Source organism: Kribbella sp. VKM Ac-2568 (assembly GCF_004345365.1).
Lineage (GTDB): Bacteria > Actinomycetota > Actinomycetes > Propionibacteriales > Kribbellaceae > Kribbella > Kribbella orskensis.
The window spans coordinates 431599-449925 of record NZ_SLVF01000007.1 but is presented as its reverse complement, the minus strand read 5'-3'; the positions used below and the strand labels follow the sequence as shown (position 1 = coordinate 449925).

Below are 18327 nucleotides of genomic sequence, written 5' to 3'. Positions count from 1 at the left end.
GGGGTCAGCGTTCGCTGACGATGACGTCGACGGAGTACTGGTCGGCCCGGTAGCAGTGGTCGCCGAACTCGACGGGGGAGCCGTCGGCGTCGTACGCGCTGCGGGTCATGGTGACCAGTGGCTCGGCCTTGGACATGTGCAGGGTGCGGCGTTCCTCGGCGGTGGCATTGCGGGCGCCGATCCGCTGGCGGGCCACCGTCGGGCGGACCCCGCGGGCCCGGAGTACGGCGTACAGGCCGTCGGCCACGAGCTGCTCGACAGTCAGGTCGTCCATTGCCGGGGGCAACCAGTTGCGCAGGATCGCCAGCGGCAGGTCGTCGGCGTACCGGAGCCGGACGATCGAGACCAGCGGAGTGCCCGCAGGAAGCCCGAGGGCCTCGGCGGCGCGATCGTCATGGGCGGAGCGGACCAGGGACAGGACGTCGGTCCGCGGGGTTCTGCCCTCGCGCTCGAGGTCGTCGTACAGGCTGGTGAGCTCCGCGCGGCGATGCACCATCTGGTTGGCGACGGTGGTGCCGATGCCGCGGCGGCGGACCAGCAGACCCTTGTTCACCAGTTCCGAGATCGCGCGGCGCACGGTCGGCCGGGACAGGCTGAGGCGGTCGGACATCGCCAGTTCGTTCTCGAACGGGTCGCCCGGACGCAGGGTGCCGTCGCTGATGGCAGCAGTGAGCTGCTCGGCGAGCTGGTGGTAGAGCGGCACCGGGCTCGTCCGATCGATCTGGATCGGCAGGGCGGCCATGGCAGGAGGTTACATGAAGGACGTTTGTATGTCCCGATGTGAAAATGTGCTAACAAAGTATTGACACTCTTGCCCGACCGGGTGAGGCTAACCGGAACGAACCGGTGCTGCGACTGGCGCGACCTCCCGCGGCCCTGGATCACTCAGACACGAGCCTTTCGAGAGGGCACAGGATGCGAATCGGGTTGGTCGGAGTCGGGCGGATCGGCGCGTTCCACGCGGCGACCTTGAAGAGCCTGCCGGCGGTGGACCAGGTGGTGGTGGCCGATGCCGACGCGAGCCGGGCGGAGCTGGTCGCCAAGGATCTCGGCCTCGAGTTCACCGCGGACGTGGACCAGTTGCTGGGTAGCGACCTGGACGGCTTCGTCATCGCGGCAGCCACTTCGGCGCACGCGGACCTGATCGCCAAGGGCGTCGCGGCCGGGCTGCCGACCTTCTGCGAGAAGCCGGTCGCCCAGGATCTCGCCGACACCCAGCGGGTCGTCTCGCTGGTGGAGGCGTCGGACGTGCCGGTGCACATCGGCTTCCAGCGCCGCTTCGACCTCGGTTACCAGGCCGCGCGGCAGCAGGTCCAGGCCGGTGACCTCGGCTTCATCCACCACATCCGCGCGAACACCAATGACGCGTTCCCGCCGCCGCAGGAGTACATCCCGACCAGCGGCGGGTTCTTCCGCGACTGCACGGTGCACGACTTCGACATCATCCGCTTCGTCACCGGCCGCGAGGTGGTCAGCGTCTTCGCCACCGGCGCGAACCGTGGCGAGGCCTTCTTCGGCCATTACGGCGACGTCGACGCGGCCGCCGCGCTCCTCACGCTCGACGACAGCACCTTCGTCTCGGTCAGCGGCACCCGCTACAACGCGGCCGGCCACGATGTGCGGATGGAGGTGCTCGGCAGCCTGGGCTCGGTCGCCGTCGGCCTCGACGAACACACCGCGCTGAAGTCCGCCGAAGCCGGCGTGACCTTCCCCGGCGGCCCGGCGCACGCCACCTTCATGGACCGGTTCCGGCCGGCCTACATCGCCGAACTGACCGCCTTCACCGAGGTGGTCGCCGGCACCCGCGAGGTGCCTTGCACGGTCCGCGACGCCCTGCAGGCGTTCCGGATCGCCGACGCTTGCGAACTGTCCCGTCATGAGAACCGCGTGGTGGCATTGGAGGAGATCGGTCGATGAGTGACGTTGCTGCCAGGATCGCCGGAGCCCCGATCTCCTGGGGTGTCTGCGAGGTCCCGGGCTGGGGTTGGCAGTACGACCCGGAGACCGTGCTCGCGCAGATGCGCGACGTGGGGATCGCCGCGACGGAGTTCGGCCCGGATGGCTTCCTGCCGGACGACCCGGCGCTGAAGGCGAAGACGCTCGCCGACCTGGGACTCCGTGCCGTCGGCGGATTCGTCCCCGTAGTACTGCATGATCCTTCGCACGATCCGGCCGCGGAGGTGCTGCGGTCGCTCGTGGGATTCGTCGCGGCCGGGGCCGGCACGCTCGTGCTCGCCGCCGCGACCGGCCAGGAGGGGTACGACGACCGCCCGGTGCTGGATTCCCTCGGGTGGGACACGTTGCTCGCCAATCTCGACAAGCTGGCCGGGATCGCCGCCGAGCACGGGGTCACCGCGACGCTGCACCCGCACGTCGGCACGATGGTGGAGAACGCGGCGGACGTGGACCGGGTGCTGCGAGGCTCCACGATCGGGTTGACGCTCGACACCGGTCACCTGCTGATCGGCGGGGTCGACCCGGTGGCGCTCGCGCTGAAGCACGCGGACCGGATCGTGCACACGCATCTCAAGGACGTGGACGCTGCGTGGGCCGCGAAGGTCCAGGCCGGTGAGGTCGGCTATACCGATGCTGTGCGGCAGGGGATGTACCGCCCGCTCGGTGGTGGTGACATCGATATCGCCGCGATCGTCGGGGCGCTGGAGAAGGCCGGGTACAGCGGCTGGTACGTGCTCGAGCAGGACACGATCCTGCAGGACCGCCCGAACGGTGAGGGACCACTGGTCGACGTACGGGCGAGCATCGAGCACCTTCGGCGTCTGGCCGAGGCAGTCTGATGGTTGACGACGTACTGACCATCGGGCGGATCGGCGTCGACCTGTATCCGCTGCAGACCCGCACGCACCTGGAGGACGTCGAGAGCTTCGGCAAGTTCCTCGGCGGCAGTGCCACCAATGTCGCGGTCGCCGCGGCGAAGCACGGGCGGAAGTCGGCGGTGATCAGCCGAACCGGTCATGACCCGTTCGGCACCTTCATCCACCGGACGCTGCTCGAGCTCGGCGTGGACGACCGGTTCGTGACACCGGTGGAGGGGCTGCCGACGCCGATCACGTTCTGCGAGATCTTCCCGCCGGACAGCTTCCCGCTCTACTTCTACCGCTTCCCGAAGGCGCCGGACCTCGTTATCAATCCGGACGAGCTGGATCTGCAGGCGATCAAGGACGCGAGGATCTACTGGTCCACGGTGACGGGGTTGTCGGCCGAGCCCAGCCGGTCGGCGCACTTCGCCGCCTGGGAGGCTCGCGAGCGGAAGCCGATCACAGTGCTCGACCTGGACTACCGGCCGATGTTCTGGGCGGACCCGAGCGAGGCGCACTCCCAGGTCAGCCGGGCACTCGAGCACTGCACCGTTGCTGTTGGCAACAAGGAGGAGTGCGAGGTGGCGGTCGGCGAGACCGATCCGGACAAGGCGGCTCAGGCGCTGCTGGATCGCGGGCTCGACCTTGCGGTGGTGAAGCAGGGGCCGAAGGGCACGCTCGCTCGGACCCGGGACGAGCGGGTCGAGGTACCGCCGTTCCCGGTCGAGGTGGTGAACGGGCTCGGCGCCGGCGACGGCTTCGGCGGCGCGCTGTGCCACGGGCTGCTGGCCGGCTGGCCGCTGGAGAAGGTGATCCGCTTCGCCAACACCGCGGGCGCCATCGTCGCCTCCCGCCTCGAGTGCTCCACCGCCATGCCCACCGAGTCTGAGGTCCTGACCTTGATGGGTGAGCCTGCATGAACCACCCCACCAGCCACACCGCCGGCACGGCCGGCCGCGCGAGCCTGAACCCTACTCAGCACGGGCTCAGCACGAGCGAGCTGAGCAACATCAACCTCACCGAGATCAGGGTCAGGCATCCTGAGCGGATTGCCGAGGCATGGCAGCAGCGGCGGCGACGGGAGGTCGTCGGTGAGGATGGGCGACTGCTGATCGTCGCGGCGGATCACCCGGCCCGCGGCGCACTCGGCGTCCGCGACGACCGGATGGCGATGGCTAGCCGGCCTGCGCTGATCGACCGGCTCTGCACCGCGCTGAAGCGGCCGGGTGTCGACGGCGTGCTCGCGACCCCCGACGTCCTGGAGGACCTGCTCCTGCTTGGCGCCCTGGAGGGCAAGCTCGTCATCGGTTCGATGAACCGGGGCGGCCTGCAGGGTGCCTCGTTCGAGCTGGACGACCGGTTCACGGCATACGGCTCGGCGGACGACATCGCCGCGCGCCGGCTGGACGGCGGCAAGATGCTGACCAGGATCTGCCTCGAGGACGCCGGCACGGTGGCGACGCTGGAGAGCAGCGCGAAGGCTGTTACCGAGCTTGCCGAGCGCAAGCTGATGGCGATGGTCGAGCCATTCTGGTCGGTCCACAAGGAGGGTCGGGTGACGAACCTGCTCGATCCGGACTCGGTGATCAAGTCGGTGCACATCGCCTCCGGTCTCGGCGCGACGAGCGCGTACACCTGGCTCAAGCTCCCGGTCGTCGACGACCTCGCCCGGGTGATGGAGGCCACCACGCTGCCGACCTTGTTGCTGGGTGGCGACCCGACGGTTGCCCCTGAGGAGACCTACGCGTCGTGGGGCAAGGCGCTGAGCCTTCCGTCGGTCCGCGGCCTCGTAGTGGGCCGAGCTCTCCTCTTCCCCCCGGACGGCGACGTAGCTTCAGCCGTAGACCAAGCCGCCGCCCTAGTCCACGGAGGTGCCGCATGACCGCGCCGCATGTTCCTCAAGCTGCCGTAGCCACCCGAGGGGGTGCCGCATGACCGCCTGGTTCAGGCCCGCCGGCTCCACGGCGCGGGACGGCTTCGAGCTCGCGGTCAGCCCGGGCGAGCAGGACTGGCACCACACCGGCCTGTACGTCGCGACGTTGCGGCCCGGGCAGTCGGTCGAGTTCGACACGGGTGACTCCGAGTTCCTGGTACTCCCGCTGAGCGGCTCCGCCGAGGTGGTCGTGGATGGGGAGACCCTGCCGCTGGGCGGTCGCGCGGACGTCTTCGCGGGCCCGACCGACTTCGCCTACGTGCCGCGGGGTACCACCGTCGCCGTGGTCAGCGCGGGTGGCGCCCGGATCGCCTTCCCACATGCGAAGGCCGCTTCGGACTACCCGTTCCGGCGGATCGGCGTCGAGCAGGTCGAGACCGAGCTGCGCGGTGCGGGTGTCGCCTCCCGGCAGGTGCGGAACTTCGGTACACCCGCGGTGCTCGAGGCGGACTCGATCATCGCGTGCGAGGTTCTCACCCCGGCCGGGAACTGGTCGTCCTACCCGCCGCACAAGCACGACGAGCACAAGCCGGGCAAGGAGAGCGAGCTCGAGGAGATCTACTACTTCGAGCTGCAGCTGTCCGACGATGCCCCTGAGGGTGTCAAGGGCAACGACCCGATCGGCTACCAGCGGGTCTACGGCACCGAGGACCGCCCCATCGACGTCCTGGCCGAGGTGCGCGGCGGGGATCTGGTGCTGGTGCCCCACGGTTGGCATGGTCCTGCGATGGCGCCTCCTGGTTATGACATGTACTACCTGAACGTGATGGCCGGTCCCGGCACCGAACGCGAGTGGCTGATCAGCGACGACCCGCAGCACGGCTGGGTCCGGGAGCTGTGGAACACCCAGCCGATCGACCCGCGCCTGCCGTTCGGCGAGGACCGATGACCATGTCCCCGACAGCAAATCCGCGGCGATCTTTCGGAGGAGAGCGATGACGGTCCGTCTCACGGTCGCGCAGGCGCTGGTGCGATTCCTGAGCGTTCAGTACTCGGAGCGCGACGGGCAGCGGCAGAAGTTGTTCGCCGGCTGCTTCGGCATCTTCGGGCACGGGAACGTGGCAGGCCTCGGTCAGGCGCTGCTGCAGGCCGAGCTCGAGGATCCGGAGGCGCTGCCCTACATCCTGGCCCGCAACGAGCAGGCGATGGTGCACAGCGCGTCCGCGTTCGCCCGCACCCGTGACCGCCTGCAGACCTATGCCTGCACAGCCAGCATCGGGCCCGGCTCGACCAACATGATCACCGGCGCGGCCCTGGCCACGGTCAACCGGCTGCCGGTGCTGCTGCTTCCCTCGGACGTCTTCGCGACCCGGGTCGCGACACCCGTGCTGCAGGAGCTGGAGAGCACCACCGGCGGGGACGTCTCCGTGAACGACGCGTTCCGCCCGGTCTCGAAGTACTTCGACCGGGTCTGGCGGCCGGAGCAGTTGCCATCGGCCCTGCTGAACGCCATGCGGGTGCTGACCGACCCGGTGGAGACCGGCGCCGTCACGATCGCCCTGCCGCAGGACGTCCAGGCCGAGGGGTTCGACTGGCCGGAGGAGCTGTTCGCCGAGCGCACCTGGTACGTCGCCCGGCCGTTGCCCGAGGCATCCATTGTCGACAAGGCGGTAGAGCTGCTGAGGTCGTCGGAGCGGCCGCTGATCGTGGCCGGCGGTGGCGTGGCCTATTCGCAGGCGCAGGACGCGTTGCGCGAGTTCGCCGAGGCGACCGGTATCCCGGTGGCGGAAAGCCAGGCGGGCAAGGGATCGCTGCGCTACGACCACCCACAATCGGTGGGCGCGGTCGGCTCGACCGGTACGACGGCGGCCAACGCGCTGGCGCGGGACGCCGACCTGGTGATCGGCGTCGGGACCCGCTTCGCCGACTTCACGACGGCGTCGCGAACCGCCTTCCAGAACCCGGACGTGCGGTTCGTGAACATCAATGTGGCGCGGTTCGACGGTGGTAAGCATGGCGGTCTCCCTCTCGTCGCGGATGCCAGACAAGCCCTTGTTTCCTTGCGATCCGCGGTCGGCGATTGGTCTGTACAGGAAAAGTACAAGGATCTGACCGCCGAGCTGGCGCGAGTTTGGGACGAGACCGTCGAGCAGGCGTACAACCCGCCTGCGGAGGTTGTGGACAACCTCGCGCACGGACTGCTGACCCAGGGCGAGGTGCTCGGCGCCGTGAACGAATTGTCGGAGCCGCGTGATGTGGTGGTTTGTGCGGCCGGCTCGATGCCGGGCGACCTGCACAAGCTCTGGCGGACCCGCGACCCGAAGGGATACCACGTCGAATATGGCTACTCCTGCATGGGTTACGAGATCGCCGGCGGGCTCGGCGTCCGCCTCGGCGCTCCCGACCGGGACGTCTTCGTCATGGTCGGCGACGGGTCGTACCTGATGATGTCGAGCGAGCTCGTCACCGCGGTCCAGGAGAACGTCAAGATCATCGTCGTCCTGGTCCAGAACCACGGCTTCGCCTCCATCGGCGCCCTGTCGGAATCCCTCGGCTCCCAGCGGTTCGGTACGTCGTACCGGCGGCGCAGCGGCGACGGGCGGCTCGACGGGGACTACCTGCCGGTGGATCTCGCGGCGAACGTGCGCAGCCTCGGGGTAGAGGTGATCGAGGTGAACAGCCGCGCCGAGCTGGAGAAGGCGATCGGTACGGCGAAGGCCGCCACCGGGCCGATCGCGATCCACGTGAAGACGGATCCGCTGATCGGAGCGCCGGACAGCGACTCCTGGTGGGACGTCCCGGTCAGCCAGGTGTCGGACCTGGAGACGACGCAGACCGCCTCCGCGGCGTACGTGGAGTCCAAGAAGGCACAACGCCCGTACCTGGCGCCGATCGAGGGGGACAACCATGGGTGAGGTCAAGGTCGGCAGTGCGCCGGACTCGTGGGGCGTCTGGTTCGCGAACGACGACCAGCAGACGCCTTGGGAGCGGTTCCTCGACGAGGTCGCGGCCGCCGGCTACACGCGGATCGAGCTCGGCCCCTTCGGCTACCTGCCGACGGATCCTTCGCGGCTGAAGGAGGAGCTGGACAAGCGTGGCCTCGAGGTCACCGCCGGCACGATCTTCGAGCACCTGCACCGGCCGGACTCCTGGGACTCGACCTGGCGTGACGTCTCGGCCGCGGCCGAGCTCGCCGCGGCGATGGGAGCCAGGCACCTGGTGGTGATCCCCTCGATGTGGCGCGGCCCGAACGGGGAGGTGGTCGAACCGCGCCTGGATCATGAGGCTCAGGCGCGGCACGGCCACCAGGTCACCGAGCTCGGCCGGCGGATCGCCGCGGAGTACGGGTTGAAGACGCAGTTCCACCCGCACGCGGACGGGCACGTGGACAGCCAGGAGACGGTCGAGCGGTTCCTCGCCGAGACCGACGGTGAGCACGTCAACCTCTGCCTGGACACGGGGCACATCAGCTATTGCGGTGGCGACAACCTGCAGCTGATCCAGCAGTACCCGGAGCGGATCGGGTACGTGCACCTCAAGCAGGTCGACCCCGTCGTCCTGGCGGCCGTGCAGGAAGAAGGACTGGGCTTCGACGAGGCGGTCAAGCGCGGCGTGATGTGCGAGCCGCCGCTCGGGATTCCCGAGCTGGGGCCCGTGCTCGACGCGCTGACCGGCCTCGACGCGGACCTGTTCGCGATCGTGGAGCAGGACATGTATCCCTGCCCACCCGACGTCCCGCTCCCGATCGCGGAGCGGACTTTGTCCTACCTCAGGAGCCACGGGGGTGGTGTATCCGTTTGACGACCAGCAGAGTGACTCTGCATGGTCACACCCACACGCCGCGGCGTTACCGCGGAAACGTCTGAAAGGCTGGTTGTAGTCATGGTTCGGTGGCAGAAGAAGGCGGTGGCCACGGGGGCGGCGCTCGTGCTGGTCGCGGCGCTGGGTGCGTGCAGTTCCTCCGGCGGCAAGCAGGAGGAAGAGAGCTCCGGAGGGGCCGCGGGCAACGTTGCGGACACCCCGCGGATGAAGGTCGCGTTCATCACGCACGCGGCCCCAGGTGACACGTTCTGGGACCTGGTCCGCAAGGGCGCTGAGGCGGCCGCGGCGAAGGACAACGTCGAACTGCAGTACTCCGGTGCGCCGGAAGGCGCCGACCAGGCCAACCTGGTGCAGACCGCGATCGACCAGAAGGTCGACGGCCTCGCCGTCACCCTGGCGAAGCCGGACGCGATGCAGGCGAACGTGAAGAAGGCAGCCGACGGCGGCATCCCGGTGGTCGCGCTGAACGGCGGCATCGAGGCCTGGCAGGCGGCGGGTGCGCTCGGCTACTTCGGTCAGGACGAGCGGATCGCCGGCCAGGCCGCGGGCGCGAAGCTGACCGAGCTCGGCGCCAAGAAGGCCGTCTGTGTGATCCAGGAGCAGGGCCACGTCGGCCTGGAGGCGCGCTGCCAGGGCGTCAAGGACAAGTTCCCGAACGTCGAGAAGCTTTACATCACCGGCACCGACATGCCTGGCAGCCAGACCACGATGACGTCGAAGCTCCAGCAGGACAAGAGCATCGACTACGTCGTCACCCTGGGCGCGCCGTTCGCGCTGGCCGCGGTGAAGTCGGTCAAGGACGCGGGCTCGAGCGCCAAGGTCGGCACCTTCGACACCAACAAGGACCTGATCGGCGCGATCAAATCCGGCGATGTGCAGTGGGCCGTGGACCAGCAGCCGTACCTCCAAGGGTACCTCGCGGTCGACAGCCTGTGGCTCTACAAGACCAATGGCAACACCATCGGCGGTGGCCAGCCCACGCTGACCGGTCCTGCCTTCATCGACAAGGGCAACGTCGCAGCGGTGGAGAAGTTCGCCGCCGGCGGGACGCGCTGAGGATCGTCATGGCTTCCACACTGACGGCGCCGCCGACGGTCGACGACCGGGTATCGTCCCGGTCCCTGGGTGCGCGACTGCTGAGCCGGCCGGAAGTCGGGTCGCTGGTCGGCGCCGTGGTGGTGCTGGTGTTCTTCCTGATCGTCGCGCCGCCGTTCCGCGAGCTCGCCACCACGGGCACGATCCTCTACCAGTCCGCGCTGATCGGCGTGATGGCCGTGCCGGTGGCGCTGCTGATGATCGGCGGTGAGTTCGACCTGTCGGCCGGTGTCGCGGTGACGACGGCAGGTCTGACCGCAGGATTGTTCTCCTACCAGTTCAGCACCAACGTGTGGGTCGGCGTCGCAGTGTCGCTGGTCGTCATGATCTGTATCGGTGCGTTCAACGGCTGGCTCCTGATGCGCACGGGGCTGCCGAGCTTCCTGGTCACGCTCGGCACCTTCTTCATCCTGCAGGGCCTCAACCTGGGTGTCACCCGGGTGCTGTCCGGCACGGTCTCGTCGAACTCGATCAGCGACATGGACGGGTTCTCCTCGGCCCAGGCGGTGTTCGCCTCGGAGTTCAAGCTGGGCCCGCTCAACGTGAAGATCCTGGTCGTCTGGTGGATCGTGTTCGTCGCGCTCGGGACCTGGGTGCTGCTGAAGACGAAGGTCGGCAACTGGATCTTCGCCGTCGGCGGTGACGCGGCGGCCGCCCGGGCGGTCGGCGTGCCGGTGAAGCGGGTCAAGATCGGCCTGTTCATCACGGTCGGGGTCTTCGCCTGGTTCTCCGGCATGCACCTGCTCTTCAACCAGGCTGTCGTGCAGTCCGGTGAGGGTGTCGGCAAGGAGTTCATCTACATCATCGCGGCGGTGGTCGGCGGCTGCCTGCTGACCGGTGGCTACGGCTCGGTGGTGGGTTCGGCGATCGGCGCACTGATCTTCGGGATGACCCAGCTCGGCGTCGTCTACGCCGGCTGGAACGCCGACTGGTTCAAGGCGTTCCTGGGCGTCATGTTGCTGCTGGCAACCATCGTCAACCTTGCCGTGAAGAGGAGGGCGGATCTGAGATGAGTACCACCACAGGGTTCGCGGAAGAGGCCACCACCAGTCCGACCTCGCCGATCGTCCATCTGGACGACGTGGGCAAGAGCTACGGCAACGTGCACGCGTTGCGTGGTGTCACCCTGGCCGTCCGGCAGGGTGAGATCACCTGCGTGCTCGGCGACAACGGCGCGGGCAAGTCGACGTTGATCAAGATCATCGCCGGCCTGCACGAGCACACCGACGGGGTCTTGTCGGTGAACGGCGAGGAGCGCCGGTTCAGCTCGCCGCGCGAGTCGCTCGACAGCGGGATCGCCACGGTCTACCAGGACCTGGCGCTGGCGCCGCTGATGTCGGTCTGGCGGAACTTCTTCCTCGGCAACGAGATCACCAAGGCGCTCGGCACGATGGACGCCACCAAGATGAAGCGGATCGCCCACGAGGAGCTGACCAAGATGGGGATCTCGATCCCCAACCTGGAGCAGCCGGTCGGAATGCTGTCCGGCGGTCAGCGCCAGTGCATCGCGATCGCCAGGGCGATCTACTTCGGCGCCAAGGTGCTGATCCTGGACGAGCCGACCGCCGCGCTCGGCGTGAAGCAGTCCGGCGTGGTGCTGAAGTACATCGTCAAGGCCCGTGACGCCGGCCTGGGAGTCGTCTTCATCACCCACAACCCGCACCACGCCTACCTGGTCGGCAACCACTTCGTGGTGCTGAAGCTGGGCCGGGTCTCGCTCGACACCCATCGGGCCGACATCAGCCTGGAGCAACTGACCAACGAGATGGCCGGTGGGTCCGAGCTCGAGGCGCTCAGCCACGAGCTGCGCGGCGTCGACCCTGAGCTGGTCGTCGAGCGAGTCGAGGGCAACGGACAGGTCGCGGTCGAATCTCCACTGGACAAGGGGGCGGGATGACGGAGCTGAGGATCGGCATCATCGGCGTCGGGATGATGGGCGCCGATCATGCCGAGCGGGTCGCGCGGCGGACCTCCGGCGCCCGGCTGGTCGCCGTGTCCGATCCCGACGTGGCCCGTGCGACCACCCTGGCGACGGCGCTCGACGGCGTCCGGGTGATCGACGATCCGCTGGCCCTGATCGGCGACGCCGAGGTGGACGCGGTCATCATCGCGTCCCCCGGCTTCGCCCACGCCGACCAGCTGATGGCGTGCCTGGAGCACGGAAAGCCCGTGCTCTGCGAGAAGCCCCTGACGATGGACGCCGAGTCGTCCTTGCGGGTGGTGGAGGCCGAGCACAAGACGGGCCGGCCGCTGATCCAGGTCGGGTTCATGCGCCGCTTCGACCCGGAGTACGCCGCTCTGAAGCGGTTGCTGGACTCTGGTGACCTGGGGCGGACGCTGTTGCTGCACAACGTGCACCGGAACAAGACCGTCCCCGAGACGTTCCGCAGCGAGATGATCGTGCGCGATTCGATGGTGCACGAGGTCGACGTGGCGCGGTGGCTGTTCGGCGACGAGATCACCCGGATCACCCTGCACACGCCGAAGCCGACGAGCCTGGTCGGCGAAGGCGTGCTCGACCCGCAGTTCGCGGTGTTCGAGATGGCGAGCGGCGCGTTGGCCGACGTGGAGGTGTTCGTCAACTTCCAGGTCGGCTACGAAGTGCGCTGCGAGGCGGTCGCCGAGCGGGGCAGCGCGACCATCGGCCTAGGGGTCGACGTGCTGACCAGGGCGGCCGGACACTGGGGTGGTGCGGTGCCGGACGACTTCCGGGTCCGCTTCGGGTTGGCGTACGACATCGAGGTCCAGCGCTGGGTGAACGCCGCGGCGAAGGGCGAGATCGACGGCCCGACGGCCTGGGACGGATATGCCGCCGCCGCGGTCTGCACGGCCGGCGTGCAGTCCTTGCAGGAAGGTCGCCCGGTGGAGGTCGAGATGGTCAGCCGTAGCGAGGTGTTCGGGTGAAACTCAGCCTCGACCCCTACATGTTCCGGCACGTTCCGATGCTGGAGCTCCCCGGACTGGTGGCCGACCTGGGCTACCAGTGGCTGGAGCTCTCGCCGCGGGACGACTTCCTGCCCTTCTTCAACCACCCGCGGGTGGATGACGCGAGGGTGGCGGCGTTCAAGGCCGAGCTGGCGGCGACAGGGGTCGGGGTCTCGTCGGTGCTTCCGCTGTACAAGTGGTCGGGGCCCGACGAGGACGACCGGCAGGCGGCGGTCCGGTACTGGAAGCGCGCGATCCGGATCACCGCCGAGCTCGGCGTGGACGTGATGAACTCCGAGTTCAACGGTCGGCCCGAGCAGGCCGCCAGGAGCGAGTCGCAGTTCTGGCGGTCGATGGAGGAATTGCTTCCGGTCTTCGAGGCGGAAGGGGTCCGGCTCGTCCTCGAGCCGCATCCGGACGACTTCGAGGAGGGCGGCCGCGCCGCGATCGACCTGATCCGCGGTATCAACAGCCCGCTGGTGAGCTTTCTGTACTGCGCACCCCATACGTTCCACCTGGGCAACGACGCTCCGGGGATCATCGGGTACGCGGGTGACCTGCTGACCAACGTTCACGTCGCCGACTCGTTCGACCACACCGGGTCGTCCGGTCTGCGCTACATCGTCAACCCGCCCGGCTCGACCGTCCGGGTGCACCAGCACCTGGACATCGGCCAGGGCGAGGTCGACTTCGACGAGCTGTTCGAGAGCCTGGCCGCGGTCGGGTTCGACGGCACCGTCACCGCCTGCGTCTTCGCCTGGGAGGAACGTGCCCGGGACTCGAGCACGTTCATGCGGGAGAAGATCACCGACTTACTGATGAAGCAAGGGATGCAGCTGTGAGCACTGAGCGAATCACCCATCTGATCGGCGGGACCCCCTGGACGGGCGTCTCCGAGCGCACCAGCAAGGTCTACAACCCCGCCACCGGCGAGGCCACCGGCGAGCTGGACCTGGCCTCGGCGGCGACTGTCGACGAGGTGGTGAAAGTCGCCCACGATGCCTCCAAGGCGTGGGGCCGGACCTCGCTCACCAAGCGTGCGCAGGTGCTGTTCGCCTTCCGCGAGCTGCTGAACGAGCGGAAGGAGGAGATCGCCGCACTGATCACCGCCGAGCACGGCAAGGTGCTGTCGGACGCGCTCGGCGAGGTGACCCGCGGCCTCGAGGTGGTGGAGTTCGCCTGCGGCATCCCGCACCTGATGAAGGGCGGCTTCAGCGAGAACGTCTCCACCAACGTCGACGTGTACTCGATCCGCCAGCCGCTCGGGGCGGTCGCGGTGATCTCGCCGTTCAACTTCCCGGCGATGGTGCCGTTGTGGTTCGTCCCGATCGCGGTGGCCTGCGGAAACAGCGTGGTGATCAAGCCGTCCGAGAAGGATCCGTCGGCGGTGAACGCGGTGGCCGCGCTCTGGAAGGAGGCCGGTCTGCCCGACGGCGTGATGAACGTCGTGCACGGTGACAAGGAGGCCGTCGACCGGCTGCTCGAGCACCCGGACATCAAGGCCGTCTCGTTCGTCGGCTCGACCCCGATCGCCCGCTACGTCTACGAGACCGGTACGGCGCACGGCAAGCGGGTGCAGGCACTAGGCGGCGCGAAGAACCACATGGTGGTGCTCCCCGACGCGGACCTCAACCTCGCCGCGGACGCCGCGGTGAACGCCGGCTTCGGCTCGGCGGGTGAGCGCTGCATGGCGATCTCCGCGCTGATCGCGGTCGAGCCCGTCGCGGACGATCTGATCGAGAAGATCCGGACCAGGATGGCGACGCTGAAGACCGGCGACGGCACCCGCGGCTGCGACATGGGCCCGCTCGTCACCGGCGCCCACCGCGACAAGGTCGTCGGGTATGTCGAGGCCGGCGTGACCGAAGGCGCCGAGCTGGCCGTCGACGGTCGCGAAGGTCCGTTCGACGGTGGCGACGACGGCTTCTGGCTCGGCCCGACGCTGTTCGACAAGGTCACCCCGGACATGTCGATCTACACCGACGAGATCTTCGGCCCAGTGCTCTCGGTCGTCCGCGTCCCGTCGTACGACGCGGCGCTGGACCTGGTGAACTCCAACCCCTACGGCAACGGCACGGCGATCTTCACCAACGACGGTGGCGCCGCCCGCCGGTACCAGACGGAGGTGGAGGTCGGCATGGTCGGCGTCAACGTCCCGATCCCGGTGCCGATGGCCTACTACTCCTTCGGCGGCTGGAAGAACTCGCTCTTCGGTGACACGCACGCGCACGGCACCGAAGGCGTCCACTTCTTCACCCGCGGCAAGGTGATCACCTCCCGCTGGCTCGACCCGTCCCACGGCGGGCTGAACCTGGGCTTCCCCACCCACGACTGATCACTGGGTGGTCGGGTAGGCCTCCAGTTCGTAGAGGGAGTAGCCGTAGGTGGTGGCTCGCTTGACGCCTTGCAGGCGGACGTAGCGGCCGGTGGCGTCGAGCCAGACGGTGTCGACGCCACCGTCGCTGTCCGCGACCTCCGCGGCCGTGGTCCAGGTGTTGCCGTCGTCGGACACCTCGACCTGGTAGGCCTTCCCGTACGCCGCTTCCCAGCGGAGTACGACCTTGCCGAGCGCTGTCGCTGCACCGAGGTCCACCTGCAGCCAGGACGCATCGTCGTACCCGGAGGCCCAGCGAGTGGCGGGGTCTCCGTCGACCGCGAGCTCAGGCGTGTACGACGTGCCGGGCTCGACGCCTGAGGCGGTCACCGGTTTGTGCACGGCCACGTTGGTTGTGGAGGTCTTCGGCCGGACCGAGAGGGCAGCAGAGGTGGTGAAGGTGTCGCTGCCGACGCTGAAGGTCACCGGAAGGTCGACCGAAGACAGCGCCGCGTCGGCCGGCGGCATCACCTTCACGGCGACAGACCGGGTGAAGCCGCGGGTCACCGTGACCGTGGTGCTCGATGGCGTGACGGCCCAACCCGCTGGCGCAGTGATCGCGAGCGTGCCGGTGAGATCTTGAGCCCCGGCGGGCGAGAGGTTGACGGTGATTGTCGACGCCTGGCCGCGCACGACATCGGCCTCAGCCGGATCCACACTGAGCGTCACCAACGGCGTATCGGCCCAGCGCGGTACCAGTTCGGCCACCTGCGGAGCAGGGCTTCCGTCCTTCCACACCAGGCGGACCGCCTCAGCGAGCAGATCCTGGGTGTCGAGCTCGGCATAGGCGGTGCCCACAGACCCGACCGGGCGCCACTCGCCACCGACCCGTACCTCGACCTGCGCTTGGCCGACACCACCGGCCTGCTGGAGCACCGTCAGCGCGGCGAGCTTGCGAGGGGCCGACAAGGTCGCGACCAGGGCATCACCCTGCGCCGGAGCACCCGAAGCGACGTACGCCGTCTCGACGTTGCCATCGGCAGCCCGCTGGTACGACGAGCCCGTGGCGGGCGTAGGCGAGCCGGTGACGGTCAGCGTGGTCTTGTCGCTGCCGACGGTCTGGACGGAGAACTCCCGGACGACGAGCCAGAAGTCGTTCGAGGTGAGCGCGCGGTAGCGGACATACCGCGCCTTGGTGCCGACAGGCGCGGTCGCGCGGACCTCTGCGGTCGTGCCGCGAGCCAGTTCCGTCCACTGCGTCCCGTCGACCGAGTACTCCAGCGCTCCGGAGTGGATGTAGTCGTTCGGGCTGTTCGACTTGCCCATCAGCAAGGCGATGTCACTGATCTCCGTGCTGTCGCCAAGATCCACCCGTACTTCGGCGCCCGGCCCGGGGCTGCCGTTGCTCCAGAAGAAGGTGTTCGGATCGCCGTCGACCATCCGTGCCGGGACGTTGTCCTGGTAGGTGCCGAGCGAGGTCGTGGCAGTCCGGCCCGGCACCACGCCGAGCCAGCGGTCGTGCACCCTGCCGACCTCGGCCAGCAGTTCGTCGACCACCCGCTCGCCGATCCGCGGATAGGTTCCGTTGTGAGGTGCCCGGCTGTCCCGGATCGCCTTCGCCTGGTTGATCAGCGTGGTGATCTGCTGTCGCTCGGTCCAGGCCGTCGCGCCGTTGCCGGCGTCAAGGGCGGCCAGCAGGACCAGCGCCCGCTGCATCGCCTGTCCCCACAGTTCCGTTGCCTTGAGCCACGACTCTGCCTCGTCAGAGAAGGCTGGATCGACGACACCGGAACGGATCACGGCCGGTGCGGCTGCCACGGCGTTCACTTGCGGCCGCAGCATCTTCACCGCTCCAGACCGATCACCGGCGCGCCAGGTCTTCCAGAAAGCATCCACCGCCGCTCCGAACTCCGGTGCGCTCTCCGAGTGCAGCGTGCCGTCGTACGTGTTCAGATCGGCGAACACCCGCAGAGCCCGGGCAGTCGCGTCGTCGCCACCGGCACGCTCGTCGAGTGCCCGCAACCAGGAGGCTTGCTCGTCGTAGGTCGCCGGGTTCCAGCCCAGCTCGCCGAACGAGTACAGCGCCACCTTGCTGACCGCGGCCTGGTTCATCGGGTTCGAGATCACCCCGGCGACGTGGTCGGCGATGCCCGGTTCGCGTCCGCTGTAGTCGGCCAGCAGCAGGCGGCCGGCGGCATAGTCGTTGACCGGGTAGTTGTCCCAGATCAGGATGTCGTGCCCGAACACCGCCTTCGCCTGTGCGGCCTGCGCGGCGGTGATGGTCCGCGGTACCACCCCGATGCCGGTCCAGTGCACCACGACGTCGGAGTCGAGCAACTCCCGCAACGCCTTCTTGTACGGCGTTTCGGTGACGTTGTAGTACTCCGTGGGCACCATCTGCAGGGGTGCCACGTCGGGCTTGGTCTCCACCCACTCGCGCTGGACCCGGTTCAGCAGGTCACTCTGGGCCCGGCCGGCCGCACCACCGCCGGTCCCGTACTTCGCCCGGTCGGCGTCGCAGTGCCACACGTTGTAGTCGATGTCGTCGAGCGGCACGTTGAACGACCGGCCGCCGAGGGCGTAGAGCGCCTCGAACTTCGCCACCAGCGCCTGGAAGTCCGCCTCGGAGGTGTAGCAGATGTCGAGGCCGGGGGAGAGGGCGAAGGTGAAGTCCACCTTGTTTTGACGGGCCCGGGTGACCAGTTCGCCGAGCTGGGCCAGCCTGTCGGCGGGGTACGGCTCGCGCCACGTCTCGCGGTGGTACGGGTCGTCCTTCGGCGCGTACTCGTAGGTGTTCATCCGGTGCGCGCCGAGGTAGTCGAGGTGGTCGAGCCGGTCCGAGTGGGACCACGGCGTGCCGTAGAACCCCTCGATCGAGCCGCGGTACCGCATCGTCGGCCAGTCCCTGATCGCCACGCCCGGCATCCAGTCTGTGCCAGGCCGCGCCTGCACCAACTGGGCCAACGACTGCGCCGCGTAGAACGTGCCGTCGGTGTCGACGCCGTCCAGGACCACGTGGCCGCGGCCCTCCTTGTCCCGCCCGGCGGCGAGCACATAGCCCTCCGCAGCGAGACCCGCACTGCCGTTGAGGTGCAGATGCTGGAGGGGCGCATCGCCTTGGCCGAGCCAGAAGGTGGTCGGCGTACCGGGGTCACTACCGTCGGTGGTTCGCACTGTCGTCACACCGGCGCGCTGCAGCACCTGCCGGAGTGCGCGCTCGGAGTCTGCGTCCGAATCCTTCCCCCGGACCAGCCCGACCACCGGGGTGATCGGGAAGCCGTCGGCTCGTTGGGTCAGCTGCTGCGGTTCGGGTGACACCAGGGCAGCCTCACTCGGTGGAGTGTCGGCGGCCGCAGCTCCTGGCGGGACCAGCGCCAATGGTGCGGCCAGCGCGATCGCGCCGACGGTGGACAGGAGTGGGTGCGGGCGGAAGCGCATCGAGTCTCCTCAAGGCAGGACGGGTGCAGACAGTTAGCCACTGC

15 protein-coding genes are annotated in these 18327 nt (G+C 68.6%); 13 read left to right on the top strand and 2 right to left on the bottom strand.

Translation table 11 applies throughout. From position 1 onward, the window contains the following. Window positions 1-4: 4 nt before the first annotated feature. Complete coding sequence (locus EV648_RS23000) at window positions 5-742, bottom strand: GntR family transcriptional regulator (protein WP_132295304.1); 738 nt, start codon at window positions 740-742, stop codon at window positions 5-7. A gap of 173 nt (window positions 743-915) precedes the next feature. Between EV648_RS23000 and EV648_RS22995 the strand changes: the two genes are divergently transcribed. The 13 genes from EV648_RS22995 (at window position 916) to EV648_RS22935 (ending at window position 14866) form a co-directional block, all read left to right on the top strand. Continuing rightward, entirely contained in the window at window positions 916-1917 is a 1002-nt protein-coding gene (locus EV648_RS22995; protein ID WP_132295301.1) for a Gfo/Idh/MocA family oxidoreductase, read from the top strand. Then, the gene (locus EV648_RS22990) at window positions 1914-2795 is read left to right on the top strand and encodes a sugar phosphate isomerase/epimerase (protein WP_132295298.1); all 882 of its coding nucleotides are present in this window, start codon (window positions 1914-1916) and stop codon (window positions 2793-2795) included. Before EV648_RS22995 ends, EV648_RS22990 begins: the two co-directional genes overlap by 4 nt. Then, a complete protein-coding gene (gene iolC / locus EV648_RS22985) occupies window positions 2795-3736 on the top strand; it encodes a 5-dehydro-2-deoxygluconokinase (protein ID WP_132295295.1) in 942 nt (313 codons plus the stop codon). Before EV648_RS22990 ends, iolC begins: the two co-directional genes overlap by 1 nt. 89 nt (window positions 3737-3825) lie before the next feature. After that, complete coding sequence (locus EV648_RS22980) at window positions 3826-4698, top strand: deoxyribose-phosphate aldolase (protein ID WP_132295576.1); 873 nt, start codon at window positions 3826-3828, stop codon at window positions 4696-4698. A gap of 49 nt (window positions 4699-4747) precedes the next feature. Then, window positions 4748-5638, top strand: coding sequence for a 5-deoxy-glucuronate isomerase (gene iolB, locus EV648_RS22975; protein ID WP_132295293.1), 891 nt, complete (start codon window positions 4748-4750; stop codon window positions 5636-5638). A 46-nt stretch (window positions 5639-5684) separates the two neighbouring features. Then, window positions 5685-7604, top strand: coding sequence for a 3D-(3,5/4)-trihydroxycyclohexane-1,2-dione acylhydrolase (decyclizing) (gene iolD / locus EV648_RS22970; protein WP_132295291.1), 1920 nt, complete (start codon window positions 5685-5687; stop codon window positions 7602-7604). Beyond that, window positions 7597-8490, top strand: a complete 894-nt coding sequence (locus EV648_RS22965) for a TIM barrel protein (protein WP_132295289.1) — start codon at window positions 7597-7599, stop codon at window positions 8488-8490. Before iolD ends, EV648_RS22965 begins: the two co-directional genes overlap by 8 nt. An 81-nt stretch (window positions 8491-8571) precedes the next feature. After that, window positions 8572-9567 carry a sugar ABC transporter substrate-binding protein gene (locus tag EV648_RS22960; RefSeq protein ID WP_132295286.1) on the top strand — a complete coding sequence of 332 codons (996 nt, stop codon included), beginning with the start codon at window positions 8572-8574 and terminating at the stop codon, window positions 9565-9567. Window positions 9568-9575: 8 nt separating this feature from the next. After that, a complete protein-coding gene (locus EV648_RS22955; RefSeq protein WP_132295283.1) occupies window positions 9576-10619 on the top strand; it encodes an ABC transporter permease in 1044 nt (347 codons plus the stop codon). Next, on the top strand, window positions 10616-11503 hold the full coding sequence (locus tag EV648_RS22950; protein ID WP_132295280.1) for an ATP-binding cassette domain-containing protein: 888 nt from the start codon (window positions 10616-10618) through the stop codon (window positions 11501-11503). Before EV648_RS22955 ends, EV648_RS22950 begins: the two co-directional genes overlap by 4 nt. Beyond that, entirely contained in the window at window positions 11500-12510 is a 1011-nt protein-coding gene (locus EV648_RS22945) for a Gfo/Idh/MocA family protein (protein WP_132295277.1), read from the top strand. Before EV648_RS22950 ends, EV648_RS22945 begins: the two co-directional genes overlap by 4 nt. After that, complete coding sequence (locus tag EV648_RS22940) at window positions 12507-13373, top strand: sugar phosphate isomerase/epimerase (RefSeq protein ID WP_132295274.1); 867 nt, start codon at window positions 12507-12509, stop codon at window positions 13371-13373. The genes EV648_RS22945 and EV648_RS22940 overlap by 4 nt, the downstream gene beginning before the upstream one ends. Next, window positions 13370-14866 carry a CoA-acylating methylmalonate-semialdehyde dehydrogenase gene (locus EV648_RS22935; protein WP_132295271.1) on the top strand — a complete coding sequence of 499 codons (1497 nt, stop codon included), beginning with the start codon at window positions 13370-13372 and terminating at the stop codon, window positions 14864-14866. The genes EV648_RS22940 and EV648_RS22935 overlap by 4 nt, the downstream gene beginning before the upstream one ends. On the opposite strand, the gene EV648_RS22930 is transcribed toward EV648_RS22935, so the two are convergent. Beyond that, on the bottom strand, window positions 14867-18283 hold the full coding sequence (locus EV648_RS22930) for a beta-N-acetylglucosaminidase domain-containing protein (RefSeq protein ID WP_132295268.1): 3417 nt from the start codon (window positions 18281-18283) through the stop codon (window positions 14867-14869). It lies immediately after the preceding gene. Between the last annotated feature and the right edge of the window lie 44 nt (window positions 18284-18327).

Excerpts from the sequence above, each read along its gene's own strand:
- EV648_RS22950 (WP_132295280.1), top strand. The coding sequence starts at position 10,616 with ATGAGTACCACCACAGGGTTCGCGGAAGAGGCCACCACCAGTCCGACC.
- EV648_RS22965 (WP_132295289.1), top strand. The coding sequence starts at position 7,597 with ATGGGTGAGGTCAAGGTCGGCAGTGCGCCGGACTCGTGGGGCGTCTGG.
- EV648_RS23000 (WP_132295304.1), bottom strand. The coding sequence starts at position 742 with ATGGCCGCCCTGCCGATCCAGATCGATCGGACGAGCCCGGTGCCGCTC.
- EV648_RS22990 (WP_132295298.1), top strand. The coding sequence starts at position 1,914 with ATGAGTGACGTTGCTGCCAGGATCGCCGGAGCCCCGATCTCCTGGGGT.
- EV648_RS22945 (WP_132295277.1), top strand. The coding sequence starts at position 11,500 with ATGACGGAGCTGAGGATCGGCATCATCGGCGTCGGGATGATGGGCGCC.
- iolD (WP_132295291.1), top strand. The coding sequence starts at position 5,685 with ATGACGGTCCGTCTCACGGTCGCGCAGGCGCTGGTGCGATTCCTGAGC.
- iolC (WP_132295295.1), top strand. The coding sequence starts at position 2,795 with ATGGTTGACGACGTACTGACCATCGGGCGGATCGGCGTCGACCTGTAT.
- EV648_RS22955 (WP_132295283.1), top strand. The coding sequence starts at position 9,576 with ATGGCTTCCACACTGACGGCGCCGCCGACGGTCGACGACCGGGTATCG.
- iolB (WP_132295293.1), top strand. The coding sequence starts at position 4,748 with ATGACCGCCTGGTTCAGGCCCGCCGGCTCCACGGCGCGGGACGGCTTC.
- EV648_RS22930 (WP_132295268.1), bottom strand. The coding sequence starts at position 18,283 with ATGCGCTTCCGCCCGCACCCACTCCTGTCCACCGTCGGCGCGATCGCG.
- EV648_RS22995 (WP_132295301.1), top strand. The coding sequence starts at position 916 with ATGCGAATCGGGTTGGTCGGAGTCGGGCGGATCGGCGCGTTCCACGCG.
- EV648_RS22960 (WP_132295286.1), top strand. The coding sequence starts at position 8,572 with ATGGTTCGGTGGCAGAAGAAGGCGGTGGCCACGGGGGCGGCGCTCGTG.